The organism is Corallococcus sp. RDP092CA (assembly GCF_041903675.1).
GTDB lineage: Bacteria > Myxococcota > Myxococcia > Myxococcales > Myxococcaceae > Corallococcus.
Map to the genome: position 1 here is coordinate 80,955 of NZ_JAYESI010000020.1, position 26,963 is coordinate 107,917.

At 72.7% G+C, this 26,963-nt stretch carries 14 protein-coding genes and 1 pseudogene; 12 read left to right on the forward strand and 3 right to left on the reverse strand.

Annotation, left to right across the window (positions count from 1 at the left end):
* Positions 1-32 precede the first annotated feature (32 nt).
* Entirely contained in the window at positions 33-767 is a 735-nt protein-coding gene (locus U8525_RS21560; protein ID WP_374268172.1) for a signal protein, read from the reverse strand.
* Positions 764-1,513: a HEAT repeat domain-containing protein gene (locus U8525_RS21565; protein WP_374268173.1), complete on the reverse strand. Its 750-nt coding sequence runs from the start codon at positions 1,511-1,513 to the stop codon at positions 764-766. Before U8525_RS21565 ends, U8525_RS21560 begins: the two co-directional genes overlap by 4 nt.
* 170 nt (positions 1,514-1,683) lie before the next feature.
* Here U8525_RS21565 and U8525_RS21570 point away from each other — a divergent pair, with 170 nt between their 5' ends.
* The 12 genes and pseudogenes from U8525_RS21570 to U8525_RS21625 all read left to right on the forward strand — a co-directional run bounded on the left by U8525_RS21570 (position 1,684) and on the right by U8525_RS21625 (position 25,762).
* The gene (locus tag U8525_RS21570; protein WP_374268174.1) at positions 1,684-3,432 is read left to right on the forward strand and encodes a protease pro-enzyme activation domain-containing protein; all 1,749 of its coding nucleotides are present in this window, start codon (positions 1,684-1,686) and stop codon (positions 3,430-3,432) included.
* Positions 3,433-3,540: 108 nt separating this feature from the next.
* Positions 3,541-4,794, forward strand: a complete 1,254-nt coding sequence (locus tag U8525_RS21575) for a hypothetical protein (RefSeq protein WP_374268175.1) — start codon at positions 3,541-3,543, stop codon at positions 4,792-4,794.
* A 256-nt stretch (positions 4,795-5,050) separates the two neighbouring features.
* On the forward strand, positions 5,051-8,236 hold the full coding sequence (locus U8525_RS21580) for a poly-gamma-glutamate biosynthesis protein PgsC/CapC (protein ID WP_374268176.1): 3,186 nt from the start codon (positions 5,051-5,053) through the stop codon (positions 8,234-8,236).
* Positions 8,233-10,860 (forward strand): hypothetical protein, encoded by a 2,628-nt coding sequence (locus U8525_RS21585; RefSeq protein WP_374268177.1) that lies wholly within the window; start codon positions 8,233-8,235, stop codon positions 10,858-10,860. The genes U8525_RS21580 and U8525_RS21585 overlap by 4 nt, the downstream gene beginning before the upstream one ends.
* Before the next feature lie 22 nt (positions 10,861-10,882).
* Positions 10,883-11,254, forward strand: a complete 372-nt coding sequence (locus tag U8525_RS21590) for a hypothetical protein (RefSeq protein ID WP_374268178.1) — start codon at positions 10,883-10,885, stop codon at positions 11,252-11,254.
* 49 nt (positions 11,255-11,303) lie between these two features.
* The gene (locus U8525_RS21595) at positions 11,304-12,200 is read left to right on the forward strand and encodes a hypothetical protein (protein WP_374268179.1); all 897 of its coding nucleotides are present in this window, start codon (positions 11,304-11,306) and stop codon (positions 12,198-12,200) included.
* A gap of 6 nt (positions 12,201-12,206) precedes the next feature.
* Positions 12,207-17,357 (forward strand): hypothetical protein, encoded by a 5,151-nt coding sequence (locus U8525_RS21600; protein WP_374268180.1) that lies wholly within the window; start codon positions 12,207-12,209, stop codon positions 17,355-17,357.
* A 73-nt stretch (positions 17,358-17,430) separates the two neighbouring features.
* Positions 17,431-22,017 (forward strand): hypothetical protein, encoded by a 4,587-nt coding sequence (locus U8525_RS21605; protein ID WP_374268181.1) that lies wholly within the window; start codon positions 17,431-17,433, stop codon positions 22,015-22,017.
* Between the two features lie 35 nt (positions 22,018-22,052).
* The gene (locus U8525_RS21610; RefSeq protein ID WP_374268182.1) at positions 22,053-23,246 is read left to right on the forward strand and encodes a GNAT family N-acetyltransferase; all 1,194 of its coding nucleotides are present in this window, start codon (positions 22,053-22,055) and stop codon (positions 23,244-23,246) included.
* Positions 23,228-23,671 carry a serine O-acetyltransferase gene (locus U8525_RS21615; protein ID WP_374268183.1) on the forward strand — a complete coding sequence of 148 codons (444 nt, stop codon included), beginning with the start codon at positions 23,228-23,230 and terminating at the stop codon, positions 23,669-23,671. Before U8525_RS21610 ends, U8525_RS21615 begins: the two co-directional genes overlap by 19 nt.
* 90 nt (positions 23,672-23,761) lie before the next feature.
* Positions 23,762-24,582: pseudogene (locus U8525_RS21620) on the forward strand (IS5 family transposase).
* Positions 24,583-24,670: 88 nt separating this feature from the next.
* Positions 24,671-25,762, forward strand: a complete 1,092-nt coding sequence (locus U8525_RS21625; protein ID WP_374268184.1) for a hypothetical protein — start codon at positions 24,671-24,673, stop codon at positions 25,760-25,762.
* Between the two features lie 8 nt (positions 25,763-25,770).
* Here the strand turns inward: U8525_RS21625 and U8525_RS21630 are convergent, their stop codons facing one another.
* Positions 25,771-26,850, reverse strand: coding sequence for an esterase/lipase family protein (locus tag U8525_RS21630; protein WP_374268185.1), 1,080 nt, complete (start codon positions 26,848-26,850; stop codon positions 25,771-25,773).
* Positions 26,851-26,963 lie beyond the last annotated feature (113 nt).

The following is a 26,963-nucleotide window of genomic DNA, read 5'->3' on the forward strand; positions in this document are numbered from 1 at the left end:
ACTCCTGCCGGGGCTGCGGGGCGGTGTCGGTGCTACCGCGCCAGCCGCTCGCGGTAGCGCGCCTCCAGGGCGCTCAGCTCGTCCACCCAGGGGCCCGTGGCGCCGCTCGTGCGCGCCTGGGCCAGGGCCTCCGCCAGCGCGCGCGCGTCCTCCTCCTGCTGCGTGCGCAGCCGCTGCGTCATGTCCCTCGCGGCCTCGAAGACGTCCTGCAGCTCGTCGCCCTCGCGCAGGCCGTGCTGCGGCGGGTGCAGGCGGCCCTCGGCCACCTCGCGCATCATGCGCTTGATGCGGAAGAGCGGGCCCGCCAGCCGGTGCGTCACCACGATGGTCGCCAGCGCCACCACCACGATGAACGACACCAGGCAGCCGCCCAGCACCCACCACGTCAGGTGCTGGTGGCGCTCCAGCTCCGCGCGCTGCGCGACGATGGCCGTGCGCTCCTCCTCGTACTTGGCGTCGATGGCCTGCGCCTGCTCGCGGAACTGCTTCTCGAACGCCGGGTCGTTCATGTGGGCCATCAGCTCGTTGGAGAGCGTGGCCCCGGACAGCTCGCGGCTCACCTCCGCCGCGCGCGAGCGGGCGTCCACCGCCGTCGCCGTCTCGTGCATCAGCGTGTTCGCCGCGCGCACCAGGAAGATACCCAGGAGCGCCGCCAGCACCAGGGACACGCCGACGATGTAGCCGGTGAGCTTCAGCTGGAAGGGCGCGTCGAGCAGGAAGTTGCGCCAGCGGCGCTTCGTCGGGGCCTGGGCCGTGGTCGTCATCATGTCTCGCTGCTCCAGTCGAAGGTCGCGGCGGCTTCCTCGATGGCTCGGGGGATCAGGGCCTTCAACAGGTCCGCGGGCGGAGCCCCCGCGGCGTTCACTTCCACCTGTCCCATCAGGGACTGCTCCGGGTACGTCATGCACAGGATGGCCAGGCGCAGGCCTCCACTGGCCGTCGCCTGGATCTCCGCCGTGATGCGGTAGCCGTGCACGCCCAGCTTCTTGAGCGCGCCCTTCGCCGCCGCCTTCGACTCCTTCTCCGGCGCCATCATCGCGCCCCGCCGCACCAGCTTGGAGCGGAACCGCGCCTCCGTCACCTTCACCAGGTCCGCGGGCACCGTGCCCGTCTTGTCCTTCAGCGCGTCCAGCGCCACGTAGAAGCGCGGCCGGCGCGCCTGGAACGCCTTGATGGCCTTGATGGACTCCGCCACCGCCGCCTGCACCGTGGCGTCCGCCTCCCCCTGCACCGCCTGGAGGCAGTCGAGCCCCTTGGGCTCCAGCAGCGCGCCGAGCCCCTTGGCCACCGCCGCGCGCACCAGCTCGCTGGGGTCCTTGAGGCCGCCGCACAGGGGCGTCACCGCTTCGGGATCCTCGGTGGCGCCCAGCACCAGCGCGGCCTGTGAGCGCGCGCGCGGATCCCGCCCCTTCTCCAACTGGCGGCCCAGGAAGGTGATGCGCGAGTCTCCCTGCGCCAGCGCAGCGCACGGCAGCAGGAAGAAGAAGAGCAGGAGTGCTGTCGGCAGCCGCATGGGATGGGAAGGGAAGTACCAACAGTGTAGCCGCGATTTACCTGTCCACGACAGTTGCCTCTCAGGGCAATCGCGCCCACCTTGCAGGCGCACAAGGGGCGACGTCCTCAAGGGAGAGGACGGCTGGGGTGTGGGGGACCCGAGGCGGGTCACTCCAGTCTGGGGGAGCCATGAAGCGCGGAGTCATCCTGACGGGTGTTCTTCTGCTGGCGGGGGGGTTGGGGGGGTGCCGTGACGCGGACCGGCTGACGTCGGTGGGCAAGCCTCGCCCCGCGGGGCCCACGCCGGTGGAGGGCACGCCCACCCTTCCCGACGCTGACGACTCACAGCCCCCGCCGGAGCCGGAGGGGGTGGAGCCGCCGCCCGCCCCGGAGGCGGAGGAGCTGGACCCCACGCCCATCCCCACGACGGACGGCGTTCCCGGGCCGCTGCCGGGCGTCTACACGGACAAGGGCGAGGCGCCGGTGACGGACCTCATCCGCGGGCTCGTGTCCTTCCCCATCCGCGACGAGGACGCGCTCACGCAGCGCATCGCGGACATCTACAAGCCGGGCGGATCCAGCTTCCGCAAGTACATGACGCAGGCCGAGTGGCTAACGAAGCACGCCCCGCTGGAGGAGGACGTCACCGTCGTCACGGACTGGCTGAGGTCCGAGGGCATGCAGGTGCCCTACGTCGCCACCAACCGGCTCCTGGTGCAGTTCGTGGGGACGGTGGGCCAGTTCAACAAGGCGTTCGGCGTGACGCTGCGGGTGCTGGAGCGCAAGTCGCCCCAGGGCGGAAATGATCCGCACGACGTCTACGGCCTCACCGAAACCCTCAAGGCGCCCACGTTCGTGCAGCAGCGCATCCACGCCGTCGTCGCGCTGGACCTGCCGGTGGAGACGGGCACGCTGCCCGGCGAGTTCGGCCAGCCGTCCACGGAGCCACCGGACCCCGTCAGCCGGGGCCTCACGCCGCAGCAGGTGGCGCGCGCGTACAACGTGGACGCGCTCTACGCGCAGGGCCACCAGGGCCAGGGCACGAAGCTGGGCGTGGTGATTGGCGCCAGCTTCCGGTGGAAGGACGTGCGCGCCTTCTGGAAGATGTGGGGCATCGAGCGCGAGGACCCCAAGGTCATCCAGCCCCTGGAGCCGCCCGTCACGCGCTACCGCGAGGGCACGCTCGACGTGGAGTGGGCCGCGGCGATGGCGCCCCAGGCGGAGGTGCTCGTCTACATGGGCCCGGACGCGCGCAACACGTCCATGCTCTACACGTACAACGAAGCCATCGGCCGCGCCGAGGTGAGCGTCATCACCACGTCCTTCGCGCACCGCGAGGACTCCGAGCCGAGCGCGGTGCACGAGGCGTACAACCACGCCAGCACCATGGCCGCGGCGCTGGGCATCACCGTCGCCGCGGCGAGCGGCGACTCCGCGGGTGTGGACGTGCCGGGCAACAGCCCCTACGTCACCGCGGTGGGCGGCACGCAGCTGAAGATGAACGGCATGACGGTGACGGGGGAGACGGCCTGGTACTACTCCGGCTCCGGCATCACCCGCACCTTCGAGACGCCGGAGTGGCAGAAGGGCCTGGTCCCGATGCCCGCGAAGCGCGCGGTGGTGGACGTCGCGCTCAACGCGGACACCGGCTACTGGTACACGTGGCTGGGCGTCACCACGCCCAACACCGGCACGTCCTTCGCGTCCCCCATCTTCGCGGGGCTCATCGCGGTGGTGAACAGCGCGCGCTCGGCGGAGGCGAAGCCGCCGGTGGGCTGGCTCAACTCACAGCTCTACACGCTGCCCACCGTCCAGGAGACGTTCCGCGACGTCACCGAGGGCTACACCGACAAGCAGCACGAGGCCGGGCCGGGCTGGGACATCCCCACGGGCTGGGGCGCCCCCGACGCGGAGGGGCTGCTGCGGACCCTGCCTTGAGCCGGCGGGCGACAGGGGGCGGACGGGCGTTCGAGCCCCGCTCCGGCTGTCATCCCGGATTGACGGGATGCGAATGCGTGCACAAGGCATGCTGTTCGGGAGAGGACCATGTCCTTGCCCCCCGCGCTGCGCATGCCCTTGTCCTGCCTCCTGCTCCTCGCAGCCGCTTGCAGCAACGCCGGCGCCGGGACAAGCAGCGCCGTGGCGGACTCCCCCTCCGCGTCCGCTCCGGGGACCTCCGTAGAGCCGCCCGCCTCGCCCACCCCGCCCGTGGAGGACGTGAGCCAGACGCCGGTGGAGCCGCCGACGACGGAAGCGCCCGCGACCGGGACGCCGGTCGTCAGCGCGCCCGCTCCCACGGCGAGCGTGTGCTCGCCGCTCGGCTCGCTGTCCAGCCTGACGGGCAACCTGGCGACGTGGCTCCAGACAACGCCCATCACCGCGGCCAACAGCGGCGGGTTCCAGGAGCCGGGCGGCACGGAGCTCGCCGCGTTCGAGGGCGCCTTCCGCACGCTGCTCACCGAGGGTCCCACGGCGCAGGTGGTGCAGGACCTGGCGAAGGTGGGCTACGGCGTGTCCACCTTCCACAACGACACGGGCGGCGGGTGGCTGGTGGTGCGCGAGCAGGGGCTGCTGTCGCGCGGCGGCGGCACCTTCATCGTCAACCTGTTCCCCGCGCGCGACCTGTGGCTGGAGGCGCCGCACGCGGATTCTGATGAGGGCACGCTGCGTCAGACGGCCTCGCAGCTGGTGACGCTGGGCGCTCGCGCGCTGCTCATCACCGGCAGCAACCGCTGCGCCGTCACCACCGCCAGCCCGTGCAGCGGCACCACCAGCGTGTGCGGCACGAAGGGCCTGCGCCTCTCCGACGCCGCGCACTACGGCAACACCTTCTTCACCGCCGCGCACCGCGCGCTGCGCGACACCTACCCGGACGCCATCGCCGCCAGCATCCACGGCATGGACGCGGGGGACGGGCCCGAGGCCGCCGTGGTCAGCGACGGCACCAGCGCGCTGCGTGCGGACGCGCTCTCCAACCGCCTGCGCGACGCGCTCAACGCCCACCTGAGCGGCACCAAGAAGGCCTTCTCCTGCAACGCGGCGGACGACGCGGGCAAGCACCGCGCGCTGTGCGGCACCAGCAACGTGCAGGGCCGCATCGACAACGGCGCCGCGGACGCCTGCTACGCGGAGGCCACCGCCGCCTCGGACCGCTTCGTCCACCTGGAGCAGTCCGCCACGCTGCGCGGCACCGGCGCGTCGTCCAAGGCCGTCATGCAGGCGCTCGCGGACACCGTGCCCTGCTCGCTCGGCGGCTCCGGGCTGGACTGCCCCGCCGCGGTCGCGCAGGACTGCCCGTAGCGCGCATCGTCCCCCGGGCCGCTCCTGCGCGACCGGGGCCAGGACAGCGTCCACACTGCACTGGAGGTCGAGGCCTGCTTTTCCTCGCGTGAAGCAGGCGGCTGATCCGGGCTGAAGGGCCAGTGCCACTGTCGTTGGCTGGGCATTCAGTGCGACTGAGGGCGCGGATCATCGGTTGGACAGCGGACGCTTCTCAGCCGGTGAGAGGCGCGACCCTGGTCGGGGATGAGAGCCTCCCTAGATTCGAGCGGCCACCATGGCGCTCCTTTCGACCCTGACACTCTTCCCGGCCTACTCCCTTGACACCTCCATCCTGGTGGCGGTGCTCGTGGGCGTGCTCATCCTGGCGCTCCTGACGGAGACGCTCGGCTGGGTCTTCGTGGGGCTCGTCGTCCCCGGCTACCTGGCCTCGGTGTTCGTCATCCACCCCGAGGCCGGCTGCACCGTCGTCGCCGAGTCGCTGCTCACGTATGGCCTGGCGCTGGCGTTCTCCAGTGGACTGAGCCGCACGGGGGCGTGGAGTGAGTTCTTCGGCCGTGACCGCTTCTTCGCCGTCGTGCTCGCCAGCGTGGTGGTGCGCGCCGTCAGCGAGACGTGGCTGCTGCCCGTGCTGGGGCACTGGATGGACGAGCGCTGGGGCACGTCCTTCATCGTCGACCGCAGCCTGCACAGCATCGGCCTGGTGCTGGTGCCGCTCACCGCGAACGCCTTCTGGAAGCTGAAGCTGCGGCGCGGCCTGTGGCAGGTGGCCGTGCCGGTGGCGCTGACGTACCTCCTCCTGCGCTTCGTGCTGCTGCCCGGCACCAACCTGTCCTTCTCCAGCCTGGAGCTGATGTACGAGGACGTGGCGCAGGACTTCCTGTCCAGTCCCAAGGCCTACATCATCCTGCTGACGACGGCGTTCTTCGCCGCGCGCTTCAACCTCAAGTACGGCTGGGACTTCAACGGCATCCTCGTGCCCGCGCTGCTGGCGCTCACGTGGCTGGAGCCGTTGAAGCTCGTGGCCACGATGGCGGAGGTGCTGCTGCTGGTGCTGGCCGCGAAGGCGGTGCTGTCGGTGCCGGGGCTGCGCACGCTCAACCTGGAGGGCCCTCGCAAGACGGTGCTCGTCTTCTGCCTGGGCTTCCTCGTGAAGTGGGGCATCGGGTGGGCCATGGGCGGCCGCATCCCGGGCCTGAAGGTCACGGACCTGTTCGGCTTCGGGTACCTGGTGCCCACGCTGCTGGCCGTGAAGATGCTGCAGAAGCAGGTGATTGCCCGCGTGCTGCTGCCCACGCTGCACACGTCGCTGGCGGGCTTCCTCATCGGCAGCCTCGCGGGCTTCGGGCTGTCGCTCATCGAGCCGCGCCCGGCCACCGCGCTCACCGCGGAGGCGCCGCGCGAGCACGTGCCCGGCCTGGGCCTGGACCAGTCTCCGCTGGGCCTGATGGCGCTGGGCCGCGCCACCGCGCGCGAGAGCGACGCGGGCGGGCAGTCGCTGCGGCTGAAGCACGGCGACCTGCGCGAGTACAGCGCGCTGTGGAACGGGCTGGACGCATGGCTGGAGTCGGGCCGCGCGGAGGGCCTGCACGCGCTGCGCACCCAGGCGGTGGCGCTGGGCCTGGAGCTTCGCGAGCTGCCCAGGCAGGGCGGTGCTCCCGCGCGCTATGCGCTGGTGGAGCGGGTGGAGGGCACCGGGAAGGCGGGCTGGGACACGTCGCTGCTCGTGCCCGGCGCGAAGGGCCCCATCCTGGAGGTGCCGCGTCCCCTGACGGAGGCGCCGGGCGCCGAGGCCGCCGCGCTCCTGTGCGAGCGCGTGGACTGCCGCGCCATCATCGTGAGCGGCGTGGATTCCCACCGCGCGGGCCTGGTGCTGGGTGACGCGCTGGCGCAGTCGGAGACGCCGCTGCGGCATGCGCACGACGCGCTGTCCTCGCGCGAGCGGGTGCAGCTGCGCGTGGACCTGTCGCTGAGGCCGGGACAGGTGGTGCTGCACACGCCGGAGGGCAAGGCGCCCCGGGGCCTGGACGCGCTGTGGCCGGGCGCCGAGGTGACGGCGAATCCGCCGCCGGAGCCCGGGGGCAACTGGGGCGAGGCGCGGGTGAGCGTGCTTCGCGCGGGCCCCTTCGACCTAGCCTCGCTGGTGCTGGAGCATGCCCCGGCGCTGGCCGAGTCGATGACGGAGCGCGACGCGCTGGGCACGCTGATGGTGACGCCGGAGGTGGCGCGCGTGCCGGCGGTGCGGCCGTCGGACGCGGAGCTGCGGGTGCTGGAGCAGCAGGTCGCCTCGCCGCTGCTGGGGAGCGGACCGGCGGACGTGCCGCGCGAGCTGCGCGTGCGCTGGGCGCAGGCCATGGCGTCGCTCCTGGGCCTGCGGGTTGTGCCGGTGACGGAGTGCGCGGACGCGGCCGGGTGCTGGTGGGTGACGGACGCGGATGCGACGCCCGGCCGGCTGGGCGCGGGGCTGCTGGTGCGGCCGGGTGGCTCGCCGCTGGCGCTGGAGGTGCCGTCTCCGGCGCGCGAGGCGGGCACGCTGCCGGTGGCCGCCGAGCTGTGGCACGAGTCGCGCTCCACCGCGCTGGTGTTCGCCACCGCGTCCGGCGACGTGCCCCACCCCGCCACCTTCGGGGAGCTGCGCACGAGCTTCCAGGCCTTCCACCAGGCGGTGCACCGCGCGCTGCCGAAGGAGCAGTCCTGGGTGCTGCACCTGCGCGGCTTCTCCAGCCGGCCCTCCGTGGACGCGGACGTGCTGGTGGACGTGGGCAGCCCGGTGCTCACCCCGGCGCAGCGGCCCGCGGACCTGGAGCGGCTGCTGTCGCCAGAGGGCCCGCTGGGCTGGCTGGGGCAGCGCGTGCGCTACCACGACGGCGCTCCGGAGCTGACGGGCCTCAACGACGCGAGCCCGCAGCAGGTCTTCTCCCGCACCTTCGGCGGCGCGCGGCTGGCCACGCTGTGGCTGTCCGAGCCGCTGCGCGGTGCGTTCGTGACCCCGCGGCTCGCGGCGGAGGAGCTGGCGCTCACGGGGCTGCTGCCCGCGGAGCCTCGCGAGTCTCCCGAGCGCGCGCTGCTGGCGGACCGGCTGGTGGCGCCGACGCAGCCGGTGCCCGCGGCGCTGAAGGAGCACTTCGCGGAGCTGACCGCCAGCGCGGAGCGCTACGTCGCGCAGCAGAGCGTGCATGACCTCCGCGCGCTGGCGCAGACGAAGCGCGTGGGCAGCGTGACGCGTCAGGTGAAGGCCGGCTTCAGCGCCGAGTACGGCCTGCCCTTCCTCCTGGTGGAGGCGCGGCAGGGCAAGCACGTGCTGCGCGCCGTCTATTTCCTTCAGCAGCACCCGTCGCCGGCGAAGCGCGCGGAGCTGACCGCGGGGGACGCGGAGCTCGTGGCCTCGGTGGACCTGGCGCTGCGACACCGCCGTCCGGTGGTGTTGACCGGGGAAGTCTCCCGCGAGGAGGCCCGTCGATGAAGACCCGCAGCCGCGCCCTCGTGGCGCTCCTTGGCCTGATGGTGGGCCTGGCCCTCATCTGGGGCGCGAGCCTCGCCGTGCTGGGCAACACCGACACGCCCACCGCGCGGCGCGACGCGAAGTACGTCAACGCCGAGCGCCTCATCTTCTACCGCCTGGAGCCGGGCCGGGAGATGCGCGTGCGCATCCCTGGAGACGCTGAGGAGCTGCTCATCGTCACGCACGAGCTGCTCCCGGACGGCGCGCCCTACGCGCCGGAGAAGCAGTACCAGTACGGCCTCAAGGCCATCCTCCGCGGGCCCGAGGGGGTCCTCCTGGAGCGCGCCATCTTCACGCGCACGCGCCAGAGCAAGGGCCAGCCGCAGGAGGACGGGACGTTCCTCCAGGAGAGCGCCTTCACCACGCACGCGGATCAGCAGGTGACGGACGAGCGCGAGTTCGTGCTGCGGCTGCCCGCGGAGCGCCCGGACTACTCCGTGCTGTACCTGCGGCCCGCGAGCGCGAGCGACACGCTGCTCGCGCGGGTGTACGTCCGCGCGCACCGCACGCTGCCGCTGCTCGCGTCGCAGAGGCTGGCGCAGGCCCGCGCGGAGGTGCGCGCCGGACGCGCCACCTTCGAGCCCTTCGAGAAGCTCTCCGTCGAGACGCGCCGCTGGCTCGCCGAGGAGCACTGGGAGCGCCTCAACGCGGAGGGCGAGGCGGGCACCGACTACCAGATTGAACCCGTCTACCGAACCCAGTACCGGCTGCCGCTGGTGGAGGCCACGGAGTCCGTGCAGGAGCGCCTGGGCGCCGGGCGCGCCGTGGCCCTCAACGTCGCCGGGCCCGCGAAGCCGGTGCTGTGGCTGTGGAGCGACGCGCTGGACGCGCATCCCCAGCCGCACGGGCCGGTGACGGTGCAGACGCTGTCCTCGGACGGCACCACGCACACGGTGGAGCTGCCGGGCCCGGTGGCGGGCTCGCCCATGTCGCATCCGCTGGAGCTGCCGGAGGGCACGCACACGGTGATGGTGCGCAACGACGGCCAGGAGGACCTGCGCTACACGGTGGAGGGCCCGTTCGAGTCGTGGCTCCTGCCCGCCGAGTCGCGCCCGCAGCCAGGCATCGCGTCCGAGGGCCGCGTGGCCTTCCTGCCGGACACGCGCCGCACGGAGGCGTTCGCCGCCGGCCCGGCGTGCCCGGCGCTGGAGCTGGACATCGACCCGCGCATGGACGCGGTGGGGCGGCTGATGCGCATCGACGCGCGCTCGCTGGACCGCGCGCCGTCACACGAGCCACTGCACCTGAGCTTCACGGTGCTGGATGGCCAGGGCCAGTCCCTGGGCCAGGCCTCGCTGGACGCGACGCCAGGGCCCGCGCCGTTCGAGAGCGCGGCCCTGCCCCCGCTGCCCGGTGGCGCGCTGCCATGCACGCCGCTGGCCGCGGCGGACGCGGACGCGGGCTCGGGAGAGGTGACGGACCTCCCCGCCTGGGTGTCGGGCGCGGCGAGCGCCCGGGTGTTCCTGCCCATGGGGGCTCGCAAGCTGCGCGTGGAGGCATCGCGCGCGACCCTCATGCAGTTCTACAGCTTCCTGTCGAACGGCCAGACTGTCGCGGCGGCTGCGCCGTACACGAACGACGCGCTCACCGGCGTGCGCTGGCGCAACGCGCCCGTGGAGCAGCGCGCGTGGTACCCGATGCGCCCGTCGAACCTGAACGCGCTGATCCAGAGCGGCGCCCGCGTGGAGCTGCTCGGTCAGGTGCGCCTGGAGCCCGTGGTCCCGGAGGCGGAGGAGCTTCCTCCGACGGGCGACCCGGTGGTGGTGCGGCCTTACGGCTCGCCCGCGGTGGTGGAGGTGCTCGAGTCCGCGCAGGCGGACACGGTGGAGCTGGTGAAGGCGCTGTCCACGGTGCTGGAGCCCGGCCGCGCGGTGCGTGCACGCTTCGACGCGCGCACGCCCACCCGTCCAGAGGTGCGCCTGTCGCTGAAGGACGCGGCGGCGCTGGGCAACGAGGTGGAGGTGCTGCTCGACGGCGAGCCATTGCACCGCTTCACCGTGCGCTCCACGCGGGCAAGGGAGCTGTTGCCGCCGCTGCCGCCGGGTGAGCATGAGGTGCTCCTGCGCTCTTCCGCACCGGGGCTGACGGCGCTGCTCAACCGGCCTCCGGCGGCAGGGAATGGCCTGCGCTCGCGCACGGTGTATCCGGTGATCCAGGGGGGCTTGCGCGTGCCGGTGCGCAAGACGGGCCCGGGCGCCGTCACGCTCAACGTGGTGGTCTACACACCGGTGGCGGAGGGCACAACGGAGCCCCGGCTGACCGTGACGGTGGATGGCGGCAACCCCGTGCGCCGCGCCAGCGTGCTGGTGCCGCGCGTCACGCGCGCCGAGCGCACCGTGGCGCTGCCCGCCTCCGAGCGTGAGCCAGCCATGCCCGTGGGCCGCCCAGGCGTGAAGTGGTACGCACGCACCGTGCAGGTGACGCTGGGCGAGGACATCGCGCCGGGCGTGCACACCGTGCGCATCCAGGCGCTGGGCACCGGTCCCATGTGGGCGCGCTTCTTCGTCTTCGGCCACGCGGTGGAGGACACCGCGCCGCGCATGTGGAACCGTGGAGGCTGGCAGCCCGACGAGGACATGTTGTGAGGTTCCTCGGAAGGACGGGGTCGTGGCGCCCGCTGGTGGCCGTGGGAGTGGTGTCCGTGCTCGGCGCCAGAGTGAGCGCCTGGGCCCAGGCGGCCCCGAGCACCGTGACGGCCACGAGCGCGGCTACGTCTTCGAGCGCGGCTACGGCTTCGAGCCCCGCTACGGCTTCGAGCACCGTGACGGCCACGAGCGCGGCTACGTCTTCGAGCGCCGCTACGGCTTCGAGCGCCGCTACGGCTTCGAGCGCTGCGACGGAGTCGACCATAGCTACGCCTTCGAGCGTCGCGACGGCTTCGAGCGCCGAGCTGGCATCGAGCGCTACGACGACTCCGAGCGCCGCGACAGGCTCGAAACCCTCGAAGCAGGACACGCCGCGCTCCGGCAAGCGCGCTAAAGCAGCCACGCGGTCCGCGCCAGAACGCCTGCCGCAGGAGGACCCCGTCGTGAACGTTCCCGAGCAGTCGGAGTGCCGCGTGGACGCGCGCTTCTCCGGGCTGTGGCCCCGCGTGGACGCCGTGACATTCCACCCCACCACGCTGGAGGAGCGGGCCGTGTTCACAAAGCTCGTGCCCGCCCTGCTGGCCACCGCGCCGAAGCAGAAGGACGTGCCGCCGGAGCTGACGAACGTGGCCGCGTCCGCGGGCTTCTTCCTGGAGACGTGGACCACGCCGCGCGACACCTTCTGGGTGCTGCGGGAGCGGCCGGACCGCTACCACGGCGCGGGCGCGTATGTGATCCGCACGGGCGACGCCACCGACGACGTGGTGCAGGTCCCCCACCCCTACTTCGACATCGGCACGGAGGACATCGGCGCCGCGCTCTTCGCCTGTCCACCGGAAGGCCGTGCGCCACGCCTGTTCATGACCGCCACCGCGCACCGCTACAAGGCCACGCCCGGAGAGACACCGGAGGACCCGGAGCATCCGGCGGACGTCGCGCACAACCCGGAGCACCTCTTCCAGACCGTGACGGACCTGGCCGCGCGACACCTCCCCGCCATCCGCGTGGTGCAGTTGCACGGCTTCGGCGAAACCAAGGTCCAGAAGGGCCGCACCGAGGCGCTGGCGGCGGTCGTCAGCGACGGCACGCGCAAGCCCGGAGCGTGGGCGCGGAAGGTGGCCGCGCGCCTGGAGGAGGCGCTCGACCCCGGAGTGAAGCTGTTCCCGACGGGGGCGCGCGTGCTCGGCGGGACACAGAACGCGCAGGCCCGCCTGCTCCAGGCGTATCCGCAAGCCCGCTTCGTCCACCTGGAAATGTCATCCCGTACGCGCAAAGCGCTGGCGAGCCCGGCGCGTCTGGCCCTCCTGGCCCAGATTCTGTTCGCACCCTTGGAGGACTGAGCGCCGATGTTTCCTGTTCGACGCCGCGCCCGATACACCCTGCTCGTGGGAGCGCTCGCGGCGCTGCCCGTCATCGCGCAGCCCGCTGTCTCGCAGCCGTCCGTCATCGCCCGCAGCGAGGAGGGCATGACGTGGCAACCGCGCGCCATCCGCGGGCCGGTGGCCTTGGAGGACCTGCAGGGCCACGCGCCCTACGTGTCTGGCGGCGTGCCGCAGGTGACGGGCGCGATGGAGGTCACACCCCAGAAGGGCGCGGCCGTATGGCTGGGGCCGCTGGACGTGGTGCGCGTCACCGGCCCCGCCGGAGCGCTGCGCTTCACGCGCGTGCCGCTGTCGGAGGGCGACGACGCGCCCGAGCTGCGCGTGGAGGAGGAGGGCGTGCCCGAGCGCCCGGGCCGCTGGTACCTGGCGGAGCCCATGGGCGCCGGCAGCATCTGGTGGGTCACGGCGACGAAGAACGCGCGCATCCTGGTGGAGCGACCCACGCACACGTCCACGGCGCGCACCGAGGAGCGGATGCGGGACGCGCTCCTCCAGTGGGTGGACGGCAAGGGCCCGCGCCCGGCGCTGGCGTTCGACGCGGCCACGCGCGCGCGGCTGGACGTGGACGCCGCGCTGGAGGCGGAGCTCGTGAAGGGCGAGCCCGCGTCCTCGCCCTTCCGGACCGCGGTGCGCAACTGGCGCAAGGCCTCCGCGCTGCGCGAGTGGGCGCTGGTGTCGCCGCTCTACGGTCAGGCGGTGCGCGTGGAGCGCCCGCGTCCCGCCGGCACGGAGGTGGTGCTGGAGGGAATGGGCGCGCCCTGGGTCCGCCCGGAGGTGAAGGGCTCGGTCTGGGCGCTGGAGCTGGAAGGCCCGGGCGTGCTGTCGCTGGAGGCGCGCGCCGTGCTGGGCAACGGCGCGCCGACGGAGATGCCGACGCTGGAGGTATACGGCGTGGGCGGAGTGCTCGCGCGGGCACAGCTCACGCCGCAGCCCGCGTGGGCAGAGGCGCCCGAGGGCGCGGCGCTGCCGGACGGACGCACGGCGCGGGTGCTCGCGTCGGGCGAGCGCGTAGGCATCGCGGAGGAGCTGCGCGTGGCGCTGCCGCCGGGCAAGCACAACTACCGCGTGAGCTGGAAGGGCCCCGCGCCGCTCGTGCGTGCGCGCGTCGCGTCCCGCCGGCCCACGCTGTCCGAGGCGCTGTCGCGCCAGACGCACTGGACGGAGCTGGCGGAGAAGGCGTGGGAGGTCGTGAAGCAGGACCCCGCCGCCCGCCCGTCACTGCTGCGTCAGCGGCTGGTCGCGCTGATGCCGGACCTGGCGCGCGGCACATACGGACGCATCAAGACGGAGGGCCTGTCACCGCTGCTGACCGCGCTGGCCGCGCTGGAGGACCGCGACACGGACGCGGCGGTGGAGGCGCTGAAGGGCGCGGACGCGTCGCCGCTCGCGTGGCACCTGCGGCTGCGCACCGCGAAGGAGCTGTTGGACGCGAACAAGCCAGACGCCGCGCACGCGCTCCTGGGCACCGCGCCCGCCCTGCCGGACGCGGGCTTCCTCACCGCCGAGGCGTCGGAGCTGGTGGCCCGCCTCCCGCTGGGGGATCCGCTGCGCAGCCGCGAGCTGGCCGCGCTGGAGCTGGCATGGCGCGCGGAGCCGCTGTCGGAGGACATCCGCCGGAGCTATCGCGCCGCGTGGTGGCGCGCGAGCCGCTGGTCGCAGGTGGTGCCCGCGCCTCGTGAAGACGGGACCGAGGTGAAGGCCTCGCAGTGGCTGGACCTCCAGGGCATGGAGGCCGACGCGTCGATGGCGAGCAGCGCGCTGTGGCCGCTCGCCGCGGGTGGCACCACACACGTGCAGGCCACGCGGCGGGCGGAGGCCCCGACCCTGCTGCGCGCCTACGTGATGACGCCGCCGGGCGCGAAGGCGAACCCGGTGCTGCGCGTGGGGAACATCGCGTTCCCGCTGCTGCCGCTGTCGCCGGTGGAGCCGGTGGAGCTCGCCCTGCCTCCGGGCGAGCACGCCTTGAAGCTGGAGGGCGCGGAGGGCACGCGCGCGTTCCTGTCGCTCGCGCCCGCCCAGGCGGAGGGGATGCCGGGCGAAGTGGGCTACGTGCGCTCGCAGTGGCCGGCGAAGGTGGAGAAGCAGGCGGTGCGCTTCCGGGTGCCGGACGCGAAGCTGCCCTCGCCGGTGCGCGTGCAGCTGCGTCCGTTGAACGCCACCGCGGGCGAGCCGCTCGTGGTGCGCATGCACACCGACGTGGGCCACCCACGCCGGTGGGTCCTGATGCCCGGCGCCGCCAGCTCGCGCCACGTCGCCCTGGAAGGCGCGAAGGGCATCTCGTCCGCGCCGGTGTCCGCGGAGGTGACGCTGCCAGCACAGGCGCGCGAGGTGTGGTTCGAGCCCGAGGATCCCAAGGCCCAGGTCGCCGTCTCGCTGGCGGTGCGCCGCGCGGAGGTGGCCGCGCCCGAGCTGTCCCCTGCCCCGCCGCAGCCCCAGCAGGCCGGTACGGCCTACGAGACGCTCCAGGCCCTCTCCCGCACGCTGCGCGCGGAGCCCGGTGAGGTGGAGCCGCGCCTCGCGCGCGCCGAGCTGCTGTCGTCGCTCCAGGAGGACGGGTTCGCCCGCGCGGACGTGGGTCGGCTGCTGGACGCGCAGGCGAAGCTGACGCCGGAGCAGCAGCGACGCCTGCTCGCGCTGATGGACCGCCTGTCGCAGTCCTCGCCGCGCACGGTGCGCTTCGCGCAGGCCATCACGCGACCCACGCTCGTGTCCCCGGCCTTCCCGGCGCTGGTCGCGAACGGCTCGATCTCGGCGACCGGCGCGGCGCCCCCAAACGGCAGTGCCGTCAGCCCGCTCGCCGCGACCAACGCCTCGGCGCGCATTGGCGGCACGCAGGACACTTCGGCGTCCGCCTCGACCAGCACCACGGCAGATGCGCGCGCCGTGCAGGCGGGAGGCACGACGCTCGCCGCGCTCGGCGCCCAGGCCCGCGAAGGCCACGGCGACGCGGCGCTCGCGGCGGTGTCGGGCGACAAGAGCCTCGCGGGCCGCTACCTGCGCGCACGGCTGCTGTCGGCGTCCGGTGAGGACGCGGCGGGCGCGCTGGCCATGGCGGCGCTGTACCGCGAGACGGGCCTGCCGCAGGTGGGCCTGGAGGCGCTCGGCATGCTGGAGCGGCTCCAGGACTCGCCGCAGGCGTGGAAGGACGGCGGGGCGCCCCTGGGCGCGGCGCTCGCGAGCCAGCTCCAGGCGTGGGCGGATCATCCCGATGTGCGCCGCATGCGCTTCACCGCGGGCCGCTGGACGCGCTGGGAAGGCCTGCGCGACGCGGAGGAGGCCGCGGGCTCGCTCGTCGCCACGTCGGAGGCCGGCACGGACGACGAGGACGTCGCCATGTCCGTGCGCAAGGCGCTGCTCGCGCCGCCGTGGAAGCTGTCCGAGTCGAAGCTGCTGCCCGCCGGTGCCTCGCGAGTCATGAGCCTGGTGGTGAAGCAGCCCCGCCCCCTGGGCGCGGAGGTCCTCTGCGGCACCACCCCGCGTCCGGGCGTGGACGCCGCCGGCACCTGCGCCTTCGCGCTCCGCGTGGATGGCCGCGTGGTGCGCGAGCGCCAGGTCGCCGAAGGCGAGACCGCCATCCTGGGCACGCGCCTGGACGTCCCCGGCCGCCACCAGGTGGAGGTGGTGATGGCGCGCGCCGACACGCAGCAGACCGGCCTGGTGCGCTTCGTGGACTCCGAGGACGCCAGCGCCACCGCGCGCGTCGTGGCCGCCCCGCAGCCCCTCGCCCTCCTGCGCAGCCGTCCGGGCTCGCCGGTGGTGATGACCGTGCTGGGCCCCACCGCGCTGCGCGTGCGCGCCACCGCCCTGGCCCCCACCGAGGGCCGCGAGCTGCTCGTGCGCAGCACGCCCCTGCCCTCGGGGGAGGGCACGGGCGGCTCCAGCGCGGAGGAAGGCCCGCTCATGCGCCTGGGCCTGCCCGAGGACGCCGACCCCGGCCTCCAGGGCGCGTCCCAGCCGCTGGGCCGCATGGGCGAGGCCTGGCTGCTGCTGCCCTCGCGAGGTCCGCACCGCGTGAGCCTGGAGTCTCCCGCCGGCGAAGCCCTGGTGCAGGTGCAGCTGGGGGTCGCCTCGGATCCGAGCACGCTCGCGGCCCCGACGTGGGCCCAGGGCAGCACGGGCCTGGAGCCGCTGCCCTGGCCCGCGCTGCCGCCGAGCCTGGCGCTCCTGCCGGAGGGCATGTCCCCCGAGGCGCGCACCGGCGGCCTGGGCATGGTGTCCGCGGAGCTGGGCTATCGCAGCGAGGACGTGGAGGAAGGCGAGCTGCTCAACCGCCCGCTCCAGACGGGCCTGGAGGTCCGCCTGTCCCTGCGCCGCGAGCTGTCCCCGGGCCGCGCGTGGCTGCGCTTCACGCCCGAGGCGCGCTACCCGCTGAACCAGACCGCCGTGCTGGGCGGCACCGTGGCCGCGTACGTGAACCAGCTCCCCGGCGACCTGCGCCTGTCCATGCAGGGCTCCGTGTTCTCGCAGACCATCGACGGCGCGATGCGCTGGAGCGCGCGAGGCCGCGTGGGGGCGGACCGCTACGTGCGCCTGTCCCCGGACGTGGGCCTCATCCCCGGCCTGGGCCTGACGCTGGAGTCCATGCAGGGCGGCCACGCGGTGGAGGCCAGCCGCTACGACCAGAACGTCTACTGGCGCTACGGCAAGGACCACCCGCGGCGCCTGTCGCCCCGGCTGTCCCTGCGCTGGCAGCCCTTCCAGGACCACGTGGCCACGCTGGGCATGTCCGCGGTGAGCAACGCCAACATCTACACCGTGGACAACGCGGGCGCGTACGCGAGCTGGGCGGCGCTCCTGGGCGGCAAGCTCCAGGGCACGCGCGTGGAGCTGGGCTACGGCGCGTCGCAGCGCTTCCAGGATGCTCACCGCGCCACGGCCTACCTGCGCCACCGCGTGTCGGGCCGCCTGGACTGGAACGTGTGGATGGGCAAGGGCGGCAACCGCCTCATGCTCTTCGCCGAGGACCGCGCCTTCCTCTCCGGCCCATACGGAACGCAGAACGTGTTTTCACTCGGAGCGCGGTGGGATTGGACGGGTGGACGTGGGTTGCAGGACGTCACGCCCACCGAGGAGGAATTCGAGGAGCTGCTGGATGAACGACGTTTGCAGCCGTGAGCTGTCCTGATCCGAACGGGCGCCTGGAGGGGCCGGGCATGTCGCTCAAGCAATGAATAGCTCTGGCCGCGACATGCACCTGGCGAATGAACCTCTCGAGTCACGCCTGCTGGAAGCCCTGCCGCCGCTGCACCGCCGCGTGCGCGGGGCCTCGGTCGAAGCCCTGGCCCGGCGGCTGGTGGAGTCGTGCCCCCGCCCCGCGGGCCTGGAGGGACTGGCGCCGTGGCTGGGCGTGGCCCTGGAGGCGCTGGAGACGGAGCTGGCGGCGGTCCACGCGGAGATCGTCCAGTTCACCCGCCAGCACAACGACGCGCAGGACGACGCCGCGCGCCGCCAGGTGCTGGTGGAGCACATCCAGGCCACGGTGAAGGACCGCAAGGACCGCAAGGAGGACCTGCGCGCCCTGGACCGGTGGATGGGCTTCGACGCCCTGCGCGAGCGACAGGAGAAGCGCCGTCACAAGCTGCTGGTTGAAGAAGAGACCGCGCTCCGCGCGCTGACGGGCGTCCTGGCCACGACCACCGCCGAGGAGCTCCAGCCCGCGGCCGTGCCCCTGGCGAGGCAGCTGCTGGACCGCGCCGTGGACGCGCCCCGGGCGCAGAACCGCTTCGCCGCGCTGGAGGCCTTCCGGCAGCTCGCGCAGACGGTGCCGGGCGTCGCCGCGTCACTGCCCGAGGTGGAGCCCACGCTGACGAGCCTCGCGGGCCAGGAGGACGTGAGCCCGTTCTTCCAGGCGGAGGCCCTGCGCGCGCTGCTCACGGTCGATGCGCTCACCGGCCTGGCCCTGCTGCGCCAGCGCCTGCGCGCGAAGGCCCCGTCGGAGAAGGACTTCCTCTTCCGCCGCCAGGTGCTGGAGCAGTGCGCGCCGCTGCTGTCGGACGAGCACCGCGTGCCGCTGCTCACCGAGGTCGCGCACCATGACCCGAGCGAGTACGTGCGCATGGGCCTGTGCGCCCTCATCGCGCGGCGCCCGGACGGGCAGCCGCTGCTGCGCCGCCTGGCGGGCCTGGACCCGGTGCCGGCCGTCGGGGGGGAGACGCTGTCGGAGCCCAGCCCGCGCGTGCGCACCGCCGCCGTGCTGGCCGCGGTGGACGCGGCGCTCGCCGCGCCGAAGGTGAAGGCCCCGGCGCTCCAGGTGCTGGTGGACGTGCTGGGCCGGGACACCGCGCCGCTCGTGCTGCGCGTGGCGTGCGAGCGCGCCGCCGCGCTGGCGGAGGCGCTGGGCGCCGCCGGCCTGGGTCCCGCGCACGCGGCGCTGCTGGACGCGGTGGAGTCGCTGGCGACGCAGCCGGGCACGACGGGCCCGGTCGTGGAGGCCGCCGCGGCAGCAGCGCAGGTGCTGCGCCGGGTGAAGGACCCCGTGCGACAGGCATGGACGGCGTTCCTCGCCGGCCGCGTCTCCAGGCTCCGTCCGGGAAGCCGCACGCGCATCCCGCTCCAGCCCGCTCCAGAGAACCTGCCGCCCATGCCGGAGGGGCCCGCGTGGTTGGGCGCCGTCCTCGCGGACCTGTCGCAGGACGGGCACGGCCTGTACGCGGAGCGCACGGACAAGACGCTGACGCTGTGGCACGGCGATCGGCAGGAGCGCCGCCTGTGGCGCATGTGGCACGAGTGGGGCCGCCCCGCGCCGAACAAGCGCCAGGCCTTCCTGCACACCACCGGCCGCGTGATGTCCGGCACGCTGCGCGCGCACCCGGGCCACCTGGACGAAATCACGGAGACCCAGGTCCCCGGCGAGCGCGTCCACGTGGCGAGCCAGGGCAGCTGGGGCCGCCACCTGCCCACGGTGGACGACCTGCTGGACATGCCGCTGTCGAAGGACGGCAAGGTGCACCTGTTCAGCAGCCACGGTGAGACGGTGCTCGTGCCGCCCGCCTCGCGGCTGCGCCGTCTGACGAACCGCCTGAAGGTGTCGAAGGACTACCGGCGGCTCGCGTCGCTGCGGCTGGACTCGCTGGGCGGCGAGGAGCCCCGCGAGCGCCGCCGCTTCGTGGAGCAGGTGGAGCGCGAGCTGGGCGTCCAGGTGCGCTTCACGCCCTACGGTCAGAACAAGCAGGTCCCTCCCGCGCTGGCCACGCTCTTCCACGAGCCCGAGCCGAAGCGCTCGTCCACGCTGCACACGCCCGCGCTCGTGGGGTTGCAGAGCGGCTTCCTGGCGCTCCTCACCGAGCGCATCATGGAGAACGAGGGCTACTTCCTGGGGATGGGAGGCAACGGCATCGCGGCGCTGGGCCTCTTCACCGCGGCGCTCTTCTCCCTCTTCCTGGGCGACACGTACGTGAAGCGCCAGAGCGTGCGCAGATCGCGGGAGAAGATTCCGCTCGTCATCGGCGGCTGGGGCACGCGCGGCAAGTCCGGCACGGAGCGCCTGAAGGCGGCGCTCTTCTCCGGCATGGGCTTCGAGGTGTTCGCGAAGACGACGGGCTCGGAGGCGATGTTCGTGCACAGCGCCCCGGGCGCCGGGCCGTCCGAGTTCTTCATCTTCCGCCCCTACGACAAGGCCACCATCTGGGAGCAGAAGGACATGGTGGAGCTGGGCGCGCGCCTGGGCACGGAGGTGTTCCTCTGGGAGTGCATGGCGCTCCAGCCCAACTTCGTGGAGCTGCTCCAGAACGACTGGATGCAGGACGACTTCGCCACGCTGACCAACGCCTACCCGGACCATGAGGACATCCAGGGGCCGGCCGGCATCAACGTCGCGTCCGTCATCACCAACTTCATGCCCAGGGGCGGCCGGGTGGTGACGACGGAGGACCACTTCCTGCCGCTCTTCAAGCAGGCGGCGGAGGAGAAGGACACCACGCTCCTGCACAGCGCGTGGTGGGAGGCGGAGCTGATCCCCGAGGAGCTCCTCGCGCTGTTCCCCTACCGCGAGCACCCGCGCAACATGGCGCTGGTGGCGACGCTGGCGGAGCAGCTGGGCGTGCCGCGCCCCCACGCGCTGGCGCTGATGGCCGAGCACGTGCAGCCGGAGATCGGCGTGCTGAAGGTCTTCCCCCCGGCGAAGGTGCGCGGGCGGCAGCTGACGTTCATCAACGGGCACTCGGCGAACGAGCGCACGGGCTTCATGAACAACTGGAGCCGCACGGGCCTGGGGGACGTGGATCCGGACGCGCACCCGGACCGCGCGGTCATCACGGTCATCAACAACCGCTGGGACCGCGTGTCGCGCTCGGAGGTCTTCGCGCGCATCATGGTGGAGGACGCGCCCGCGGACCGGCACGTGCTCATCGGCACGAACCTGGAAGGCCTCCAGAAGTACGTGCGCGCCGCGCTGGACCGGCACCTCGCGAGCACGGAGGTCGTCGCGGCGGAGGAGGTCACCAGCCCCGAGGGTCAGGCTCGCGCGGAAGCGCGGCTCGCGAAGGAGCTGGCGAAGCTGAAGGTGCCGCGTCCCACGACGGCCACGTTCATGGACCGGCTGGAGCGGTACGCGGCCGGCGCGGGCCTGCAGGCGACGCCCACGGTGGCGCTGACGGCGGCGGTGGAGAAGGCGCTGGAGGGCGGGGACGGCGACGTGGGAGTGGAGAAGCTCCGCCGCGCGCTGGAGCGCGAGGTGGGCCCCCTCATCGAGGAGGCGCTGTCGCCGGCGGCGCGCACGCTGCCGCAGGCGCTGCCGGAGGTGCTGACGGCCGCGACGAAGGACGAGGTCCGCGAGCACGCCCTGTACCTCCTCGCGCGCATGGCGGTGCACGCGCGGCTGAAGGCGCTGCTGCCTCGGGGCGAAGGGGATGCGCAGGGGCGCGTGAAGGCGTTCCACTCGAAGTTCCGCGACGCCTACCGGGCGATGATGCTGGAGCAGTTGGTGCCGGTGTCCGACTCGCAGGCGACGGGCGACCAGGTGGTGGACGCGTGCGCCCGCGCGGTGGCGCCCGGGATGCAGGTGAGCATCATGGGCGCCCAGAACATCAAGGGCACGGGCCTGGACTGGGTGTATCGCTGGATGGCGCTGAACCGGGTGACGACGGCGCTGAAGGCGCTGGAGGGCACGTCGGTGGAGGCGCGGCGGCGGGCGCTGGAGTCGCTGGAGACGTTCGACGACTCCGGTTTCGTGGACGCGGGGCTGGCGCGCGCGGTGCTTCCGGGGCTCGTCGGCAAGGCCGGGTCTCCGGACGAAGCGGACCGGCTGCGCAAGCTGGCGGAGCGCGCGCGGGCGCGGCACGAGCTGAAGGTCCACGCGCTGACGCACACGGCGGCGGGCGGCGCGACGCAGGTGGTGGTGCGCAAGCTGGAGAAGGTGTTCGACTACCTGGACAGCGTGACGCGCAGCCGGTTGAGCGACCTGTTGCTGGCGGACCTGGAGGCGGGCCGCGTGTCGCACGCGCGAGCGGCGGTGGAGACGCGCAAGCTGTACGAGCGCCAGAAGGGCGGCTGGCTCTTCCGCGGCCTCAAGCAGCAGCCGAAGCGGCTCGCTCCGGTGGTGGCCACGCCCGAGCCCGCCATGGAGCTGGCGCCACCACCCGCGCCCGTGGAGACGGTGTTCAAGACGACGGTGGAGCTGCCTGGCGCCAAGGTGACGGTGCACCACGTCCCCCTGGACACCAACGCGCTGAAGAAGCTCGAAGGCCCGGTGCCCCCGCGCGACGAGCCGCTGAAGAAACAGGGACCGGACGTCCCTGGCCCCGAGGCGGCGGATGACGCAGGCGAGCCGCTGTCCTGAGTCCCCCAGAGCGCGAGAGCCGAGGAGAGACATTCATGGAGGAGAGTCCCATCACGGACGCGGTGCTCGGGGACCGCGCCCCCGCCCTCCCCCGCCCCCACGCGGTGGATGGGGTGACGCGTGGGCGCGTGGAGCCCCTGCGCGTGGAGGAGCTCCGCGACCTCCCGGCCTTCGACGCACTGGCGGCGGAGTGGAACGCGCTGGTGAAGCGCGTGGACGACCAGGTGTTCTACCGGCACGAGTTCGTGCGCTGTTGGATTGAGAGCTTCGCTCCCGAGGTGACCCTGCGCATCCTCACGGCGAGGAACGCGCTGGGCATGCTGGTGGCGGTGCTGGGGCTCCAGGAGGAGCAGGGCCACCAGTACGGCGTGCCGGTGCGGCGGCTGTCCTCGCTGACGAACAAGCACTCCTGTCGCTTCGACCTGCTGGCGGACGAGCCCCGGCGAGCCGCGGTGGCCTTCCTGTCACACCTGATGGGCGACCCGGGCTGGGGGATGCTCCGGCTGTCGGACGTGCCGGAGGGCGGCGCGGCGTGGGAGCTGCTCCACGCGGCGAGGGGCGCGGGGATGCCATGGGGCGCGTGGCCGAGCGCGCGCTCGCCCTACCTGCTGCTGCCGCCCACGGTCGCGGCGTGGACGAAGGGCCGGAGCAACGCGAAGCCGCTGAGGCGGAGGCGCAGGCGACTGGAGGAGAGGGGCCATGTGGCGGTGGAGCGCGTGTCCGGTCTGGAGGGCTTGGACTCGAAGCTGGAGGAGGCCTTCGCGCTGGAGCAGAGCGGCTGGAAGGCGCGAGAGGGCACGGCCATCGCGCAGGCGAAGCACCGCCAGGACTTCTACACGAGGCTCGCGCGCACGGCGGCGGAGCGCGGCTGGCTGGGGTTGTACTTCCTGCGACTGGATGCACGTCCCATTGCGTTCCAATACGGGCTGGAATACGCCGGCCGCTATCTGGCGATGAAGCCGGGCTACGACGAGACGTTGTCGGAAGTCAGCCCAGGCCACCTCTTGACGGAGAGCCTTGTCCAGGACTGCATCGGGAGGGGCCTGAGCGAGCTGGACCTGCTGGGAGACGACGCTCCCTACAAGCGCGAGTGGACAGAGCACGTGAGACAGCACCACTGGCTGTTCATCTACCGGGACACGTGGATGGGGCAGACGCTGCAACGCTCGAAGTTCCGCTGGGCCCCGGTGGCGAAAAGGATGGTGGGCAGATGGGTCCGACGGCGCTGACGTTCTACCGGGCCGCGAAGCGGCTCCAGGCGCTGCGGGTGCGGAGGCTCGCGAGCGTGGTGGCCGCGGTGGGCGACCGCCTCCACAGCAGCCACGTGGACACGAAGGCGACGCTGCACCCCACGGTGGAGCTGGGCTACGGGGGCATCGGCGTCATCATCGCGCCGGGCGTGGAGATTGGAGAGAACAGCTTCATCTCCCAGAACGTGAGCCTGGAGCCCCTGCCCGGACGCGTCGGCGCCCCCCGCGTGGGCCGCAATGTCTACATCGGCGTGGGAGCCCACGTGCTGGGGCCGGTGACGATTGGAGACGGCGCGAAGATTGGCGCCAACGCGCTGGTGCTGGAGGACGTGGCGCCGGGAGCCACGGTGGCGGGGATCCCGGCGCGCGAGCTCAAGCGGCACGCGCCGCCCACGGGGACTTGAGGCCACCCGCCTTCAGGAGGTTGCCGTCCGCTGGCAATCGCCTAGGGCGTGTCCGCAAATAAATCGAGCGCAGCCGGGTGTTAGAAGGGCATGAGCCGAGGAGAACTGACAGACGCGCAATGGGAGCGGTTGGCCGGACTGCTGCCGCCCCAGAAACCCGCGCGGGGGCGTCCGAACAAGGACCACCGCGAAGTGCTCGACGGAATCCTCTGGGTGTTGCGCACGGGGGCGCCGTGGCGGGACGTGCCTCGGGAGCAGTTCGGCAGTTGGAAGACGCTTAGCAGCCGCTTCTACCGCTGGCAGGAGGCGGGTATCTGGGCGCGGGTGCTGCGGCAGTTGCAGGCCGAAGCGCACGAGGATGAGCACCTGGACTGGACGCTGCACTTCCTGGACGCCAGCGTCATCCGCGCCCACCAGCACGCAGCCGGCGCACGCGGCACGCCGGCAAAAGGGGGGAGGCCGAAGCGCTGGGCCGCAGCCAGGGAGGCTTCTCAACCAAGCTGCATGTCCGGGCGGAGGGCCAGGGCCGGCCGCTCGTCTTCGAGCTGACGGCGGGCCAACGCCATGAGACGCAGGCCTTCGAGGCACTGATGACGGGCGGCAGCGTGCCGCGCGCGCACTCGCCGGGGGCGCCACGTCGCTTGCCCGACGCCCTTGCCGCGGACAAAGGCTACAGCTACCCCAGCCTACGCGCCTGGTGCCGCGAACATGGGGTGCACGCCATCATCCCCACCCGCTCGGACCAGCCCCGGCAGCGGGCCTTCCGGCGCGCGGCCTACCGCAAACGCTGCCGGGTGGAGTGTCTCTTCAATCGCTTGAAGCAGAACCGGCGGGTGGCGACGCGCTACGAGAAGCGCGCCGCCAACTACCTCGCGATGGTCCAAATCGCCTCCATCCGCCTCTGGCTCTGATTTGCGGACACGCCCTAGCCTCGTCCAGATGCGATGCGGATCCCATCGATGGACGGCTGTCGGCCCTCACCTGACCATTGAGCATGAGGTGTCGCCCTTCGAGAGACGGGCGTGGAAGGTCGCGCTGCTCGCGGCGCTCTCCTTCCCCGGCGTTGCCCTCTTCGTGCCCTTCCTCTGGAATAGCCAGGCGGCGTGGACCCTGGCGATACTCCTTGGCGTGTGGGCGGCCCGCCAACTGATGTCCGCATGGAAGGCGCAGCTCAACAAGGAAACACACCTCCTGAAGGTGTGGTCCGGCGTCAGCGTGTTCTTCTCCGCGCGCACGCATCCCCTTGAGTCCTTCACGTCCGTGGCGCTCTCTCCCCCCGGCAAGGCCTCCGTGAGCGGCTCCCGCCAGTGGGGACGCTACGCCGTGGAGTTGAAGTCCCCGACGCGGACCGTGCAGGTGTCTGGCAGCGACGACCGCGAAGAGGCGCTCGCGCTCGCCCAGGCCCTCTCGCGTTTCCTGGGCGTCGAACTGAGTGTGGATGGCGGGCACGCACGCCCCCCGGATGCGCGTCTCGAAGCACCGCCACTGGACGGTGAGCAGGCGTCCCCGTCACTCCCTCCCGGCAGCCGTATCCAGGTCCAACAGCGGGGGCGGGAGCTGGTGTTGCGGCTGCCCGGCTGCGGCTGGAGGCCTCTCTTCATCATGAAGGCAGGCATCGCGCTGGTCATCGCCGTGGGTGGACCTGCCGCAGTCGGCTTCGCCTGGGTGCGCGCGTACAGCCTCCGACAGCTTGCGTCCTGGGAGCCGCTGAGTCTCGTCGGCGTCCTCCTCTTGCTGGGAGGACTCCTCCTGTGGAGTGTCATCCGGGAGGTCACGCTCGGGTGGGCGCTCACCGCCTCTTCGCGAGGGATTGAGTATTCGCGCACCGGGAGCGGGAAGCCGCGAGAGGTCACACGAATCCCGGCGACGCAGATCGAGGACATCGACCTCCGCGAGACGGATGAAAGGGACTTCCAAAAGCTGGCTGTCGTCATCGAGCACAGGAAGGGCTTCGTCTGGATGGGCGCGGGGCTGTCCAGAGAAGAGCTCGAATGGACGGAAACGATGCTGCGCCGGGCCCTCTCGACGCCCAGGTTGCCGCACGACGATGCCGAGGCCCCGGCCTTGAGGCGGGCCTCGACGACGGGCTGAAGCGAGCCTCAGCCGCCCTTGGGCATCTTCAGCGCCATCGCGACCAGCGAGAGGGTGAGGTCCTCGGGCTGGTAGGGCTTGAACGGGTTCAGCGTGGTGCCGGTGGAGTCCAGGTGATCCAGGCCGGACAGGGTCACGGACTTGGAGCCGGGGATGAACGCGTCCTGCGGGAGCACCAGGCCGTCGGACTTCACGCCGTAGCGCTGCTGCATGTACTCCTCCATGAGGAACAGCGGCGACGTGGGGTTCGCGGTGGTGGAGGCCATGCACACGGTGGGGATGCCCGAGGGCATCGGGTGCTTCGCGAGGAACTCCTTGCGCGAGTCGTACGTCAGGTCCTCGCCGGCCTGGATGCTGCCGCCCAGGGCCTCGACGGCGCCGCCCACGCCGTAGCGCACGAGCGGGTTGTCCAGCAGGTCCTGCGCCATGGGCGAGCCGCCGTAAGGCGACTGGATGGTGACCAGGGCGCGCACGTGGTCCTTCAGCTCCGGGTACATCGACAGGGCCGCCGCGGAGTCCAGGCCCCCCTTGCTGTGGCCGATGAGCACCACCTGCTTGCCGTTCTTGGAGGCCTCGAGCACGGCCTGGCGAACGATGGCCGCGTTGTGCTCGACGCCCATGTCCGTGTCGACGGGCACGCGGCCCACCTGAAGGCCCTGCGCCTCGAGCGCGTCGAGGTTCCGGTCGAAGTAGAACTGCTTGGGCGCGGCCTCGGACAACAGGCCGCCCACCGCCAGGAACACGCAGTCCTTGGCCTCGGGGGGCATCACGTTCTGGCCCGCGCGCACGGCCTGGTCGAGCTTCATGAACTCCGCGGTGGAGTCCTTCGCGGGCGGATACGCCTTCTGGATCCAGCCGATCTTGTCGGCCTCGCCCTTGCCGGGCCAGGGGAGGGGAAGGCGAAGGGCATTGGCCTGCGCCAGCGCGTTGCCCTGCGGAGCGCCCGCCGGGGCACCCGACGTGAAGCTGTCCCCCTTCACGATGGCGTTGAAGCCCTGCGCGCCCTTGGCCCGAGCAGGAGCCTCCGGCGTGGTCCGCGTCGTCTGCGTGGACGGGGTGAGGCTGGAAGGACGCGTGACCTGGACCATGAGGGGACCTCGGAAGGGGGAGCCGAGTGGAGCAGCAGGGAGGCTTGCCTACATTGTCGGCAAATGGCGCTGGGAGTTGCGTGCCCGTTCCAAGGCCGTGAGAAGCCAAGACT

Coding starts and splice junctions, on each gene's coding strand:
- U8525_RS21560 (WP_374268172.1), bottom strand. CDS start 767: ATGATGACGACCACGGCCCAGGCCCCGACGAAGCGCCGCTGGCGCAAC.
- U8525_RS21565 (WP_374268173.1), bottom strand. CDS start 1,513: ATGCGGCTGCCGACAGCACTCCTGCTCTTCTTCTTCCTGCTGCCGTGC.
- U8525_RS21570 (WP_374268174.1), top strand. CDS start 1,684: ATGAAGCGCGGAGTCATCCTGACGGGTGTTCTTCTGCTGGCGGGGGGG.
- U8525_RS21575 (WP_374268175.1), top strand. CDS start 3,541: ATGTCCTTGCCCCCCGCGCTGCGCATGCCCTTGTCCTGCCTCCTGCTC.
- U8525_RS21580 (WP_374268176.1), top strand. CDS start 5,051: ATGGCGCTCCTTTCGACCCTGACACTCTTCCCGGCCTACTCCCTTGAC.
- U8525_RS21585 (WP_374268177.1), top strand. CDS start 8,233: ATGAAGACCCGCAGCCGCGCCCTCGTGGCGCTCCTTGGCCTGATGGTG.
- U8525_RS21600 (WP_374268180.1), top strand. CDS start 12,207: ATGTTTCCTGTTCGACGCCGCGCCCGATACACCCTGCTCGTGGGAGCG.
- U8525_RS21605 (WP_374268181.1), top strand. CDS start 17,431: ATGCACCTGGCGAATGAACCTCTCGAGTCACGCCTGCTGGAAGCCCTG.
- U8525_RS21610 (WP_374268182.1), top strand. CDS start 22,053: ATGGAGGAGAGTCCCATCACGGACGCGGTGCTCGGGGACCGCGCCCCC.
- U8525_RS21615 (WP_374268183.1), top strand. CDS start 23,228: ATGGGTCCGACGGCGCTGACGTTCTACCGGGCCGCGAAGCGGCTCCAG.
- U8525_RS21630 (WP_374268185.1), bottom strand. CDS start 26,850: ATGGTCCAGGTCACGCGTCCTTCCAGCCTCACCCCGTCCACGCAGACG.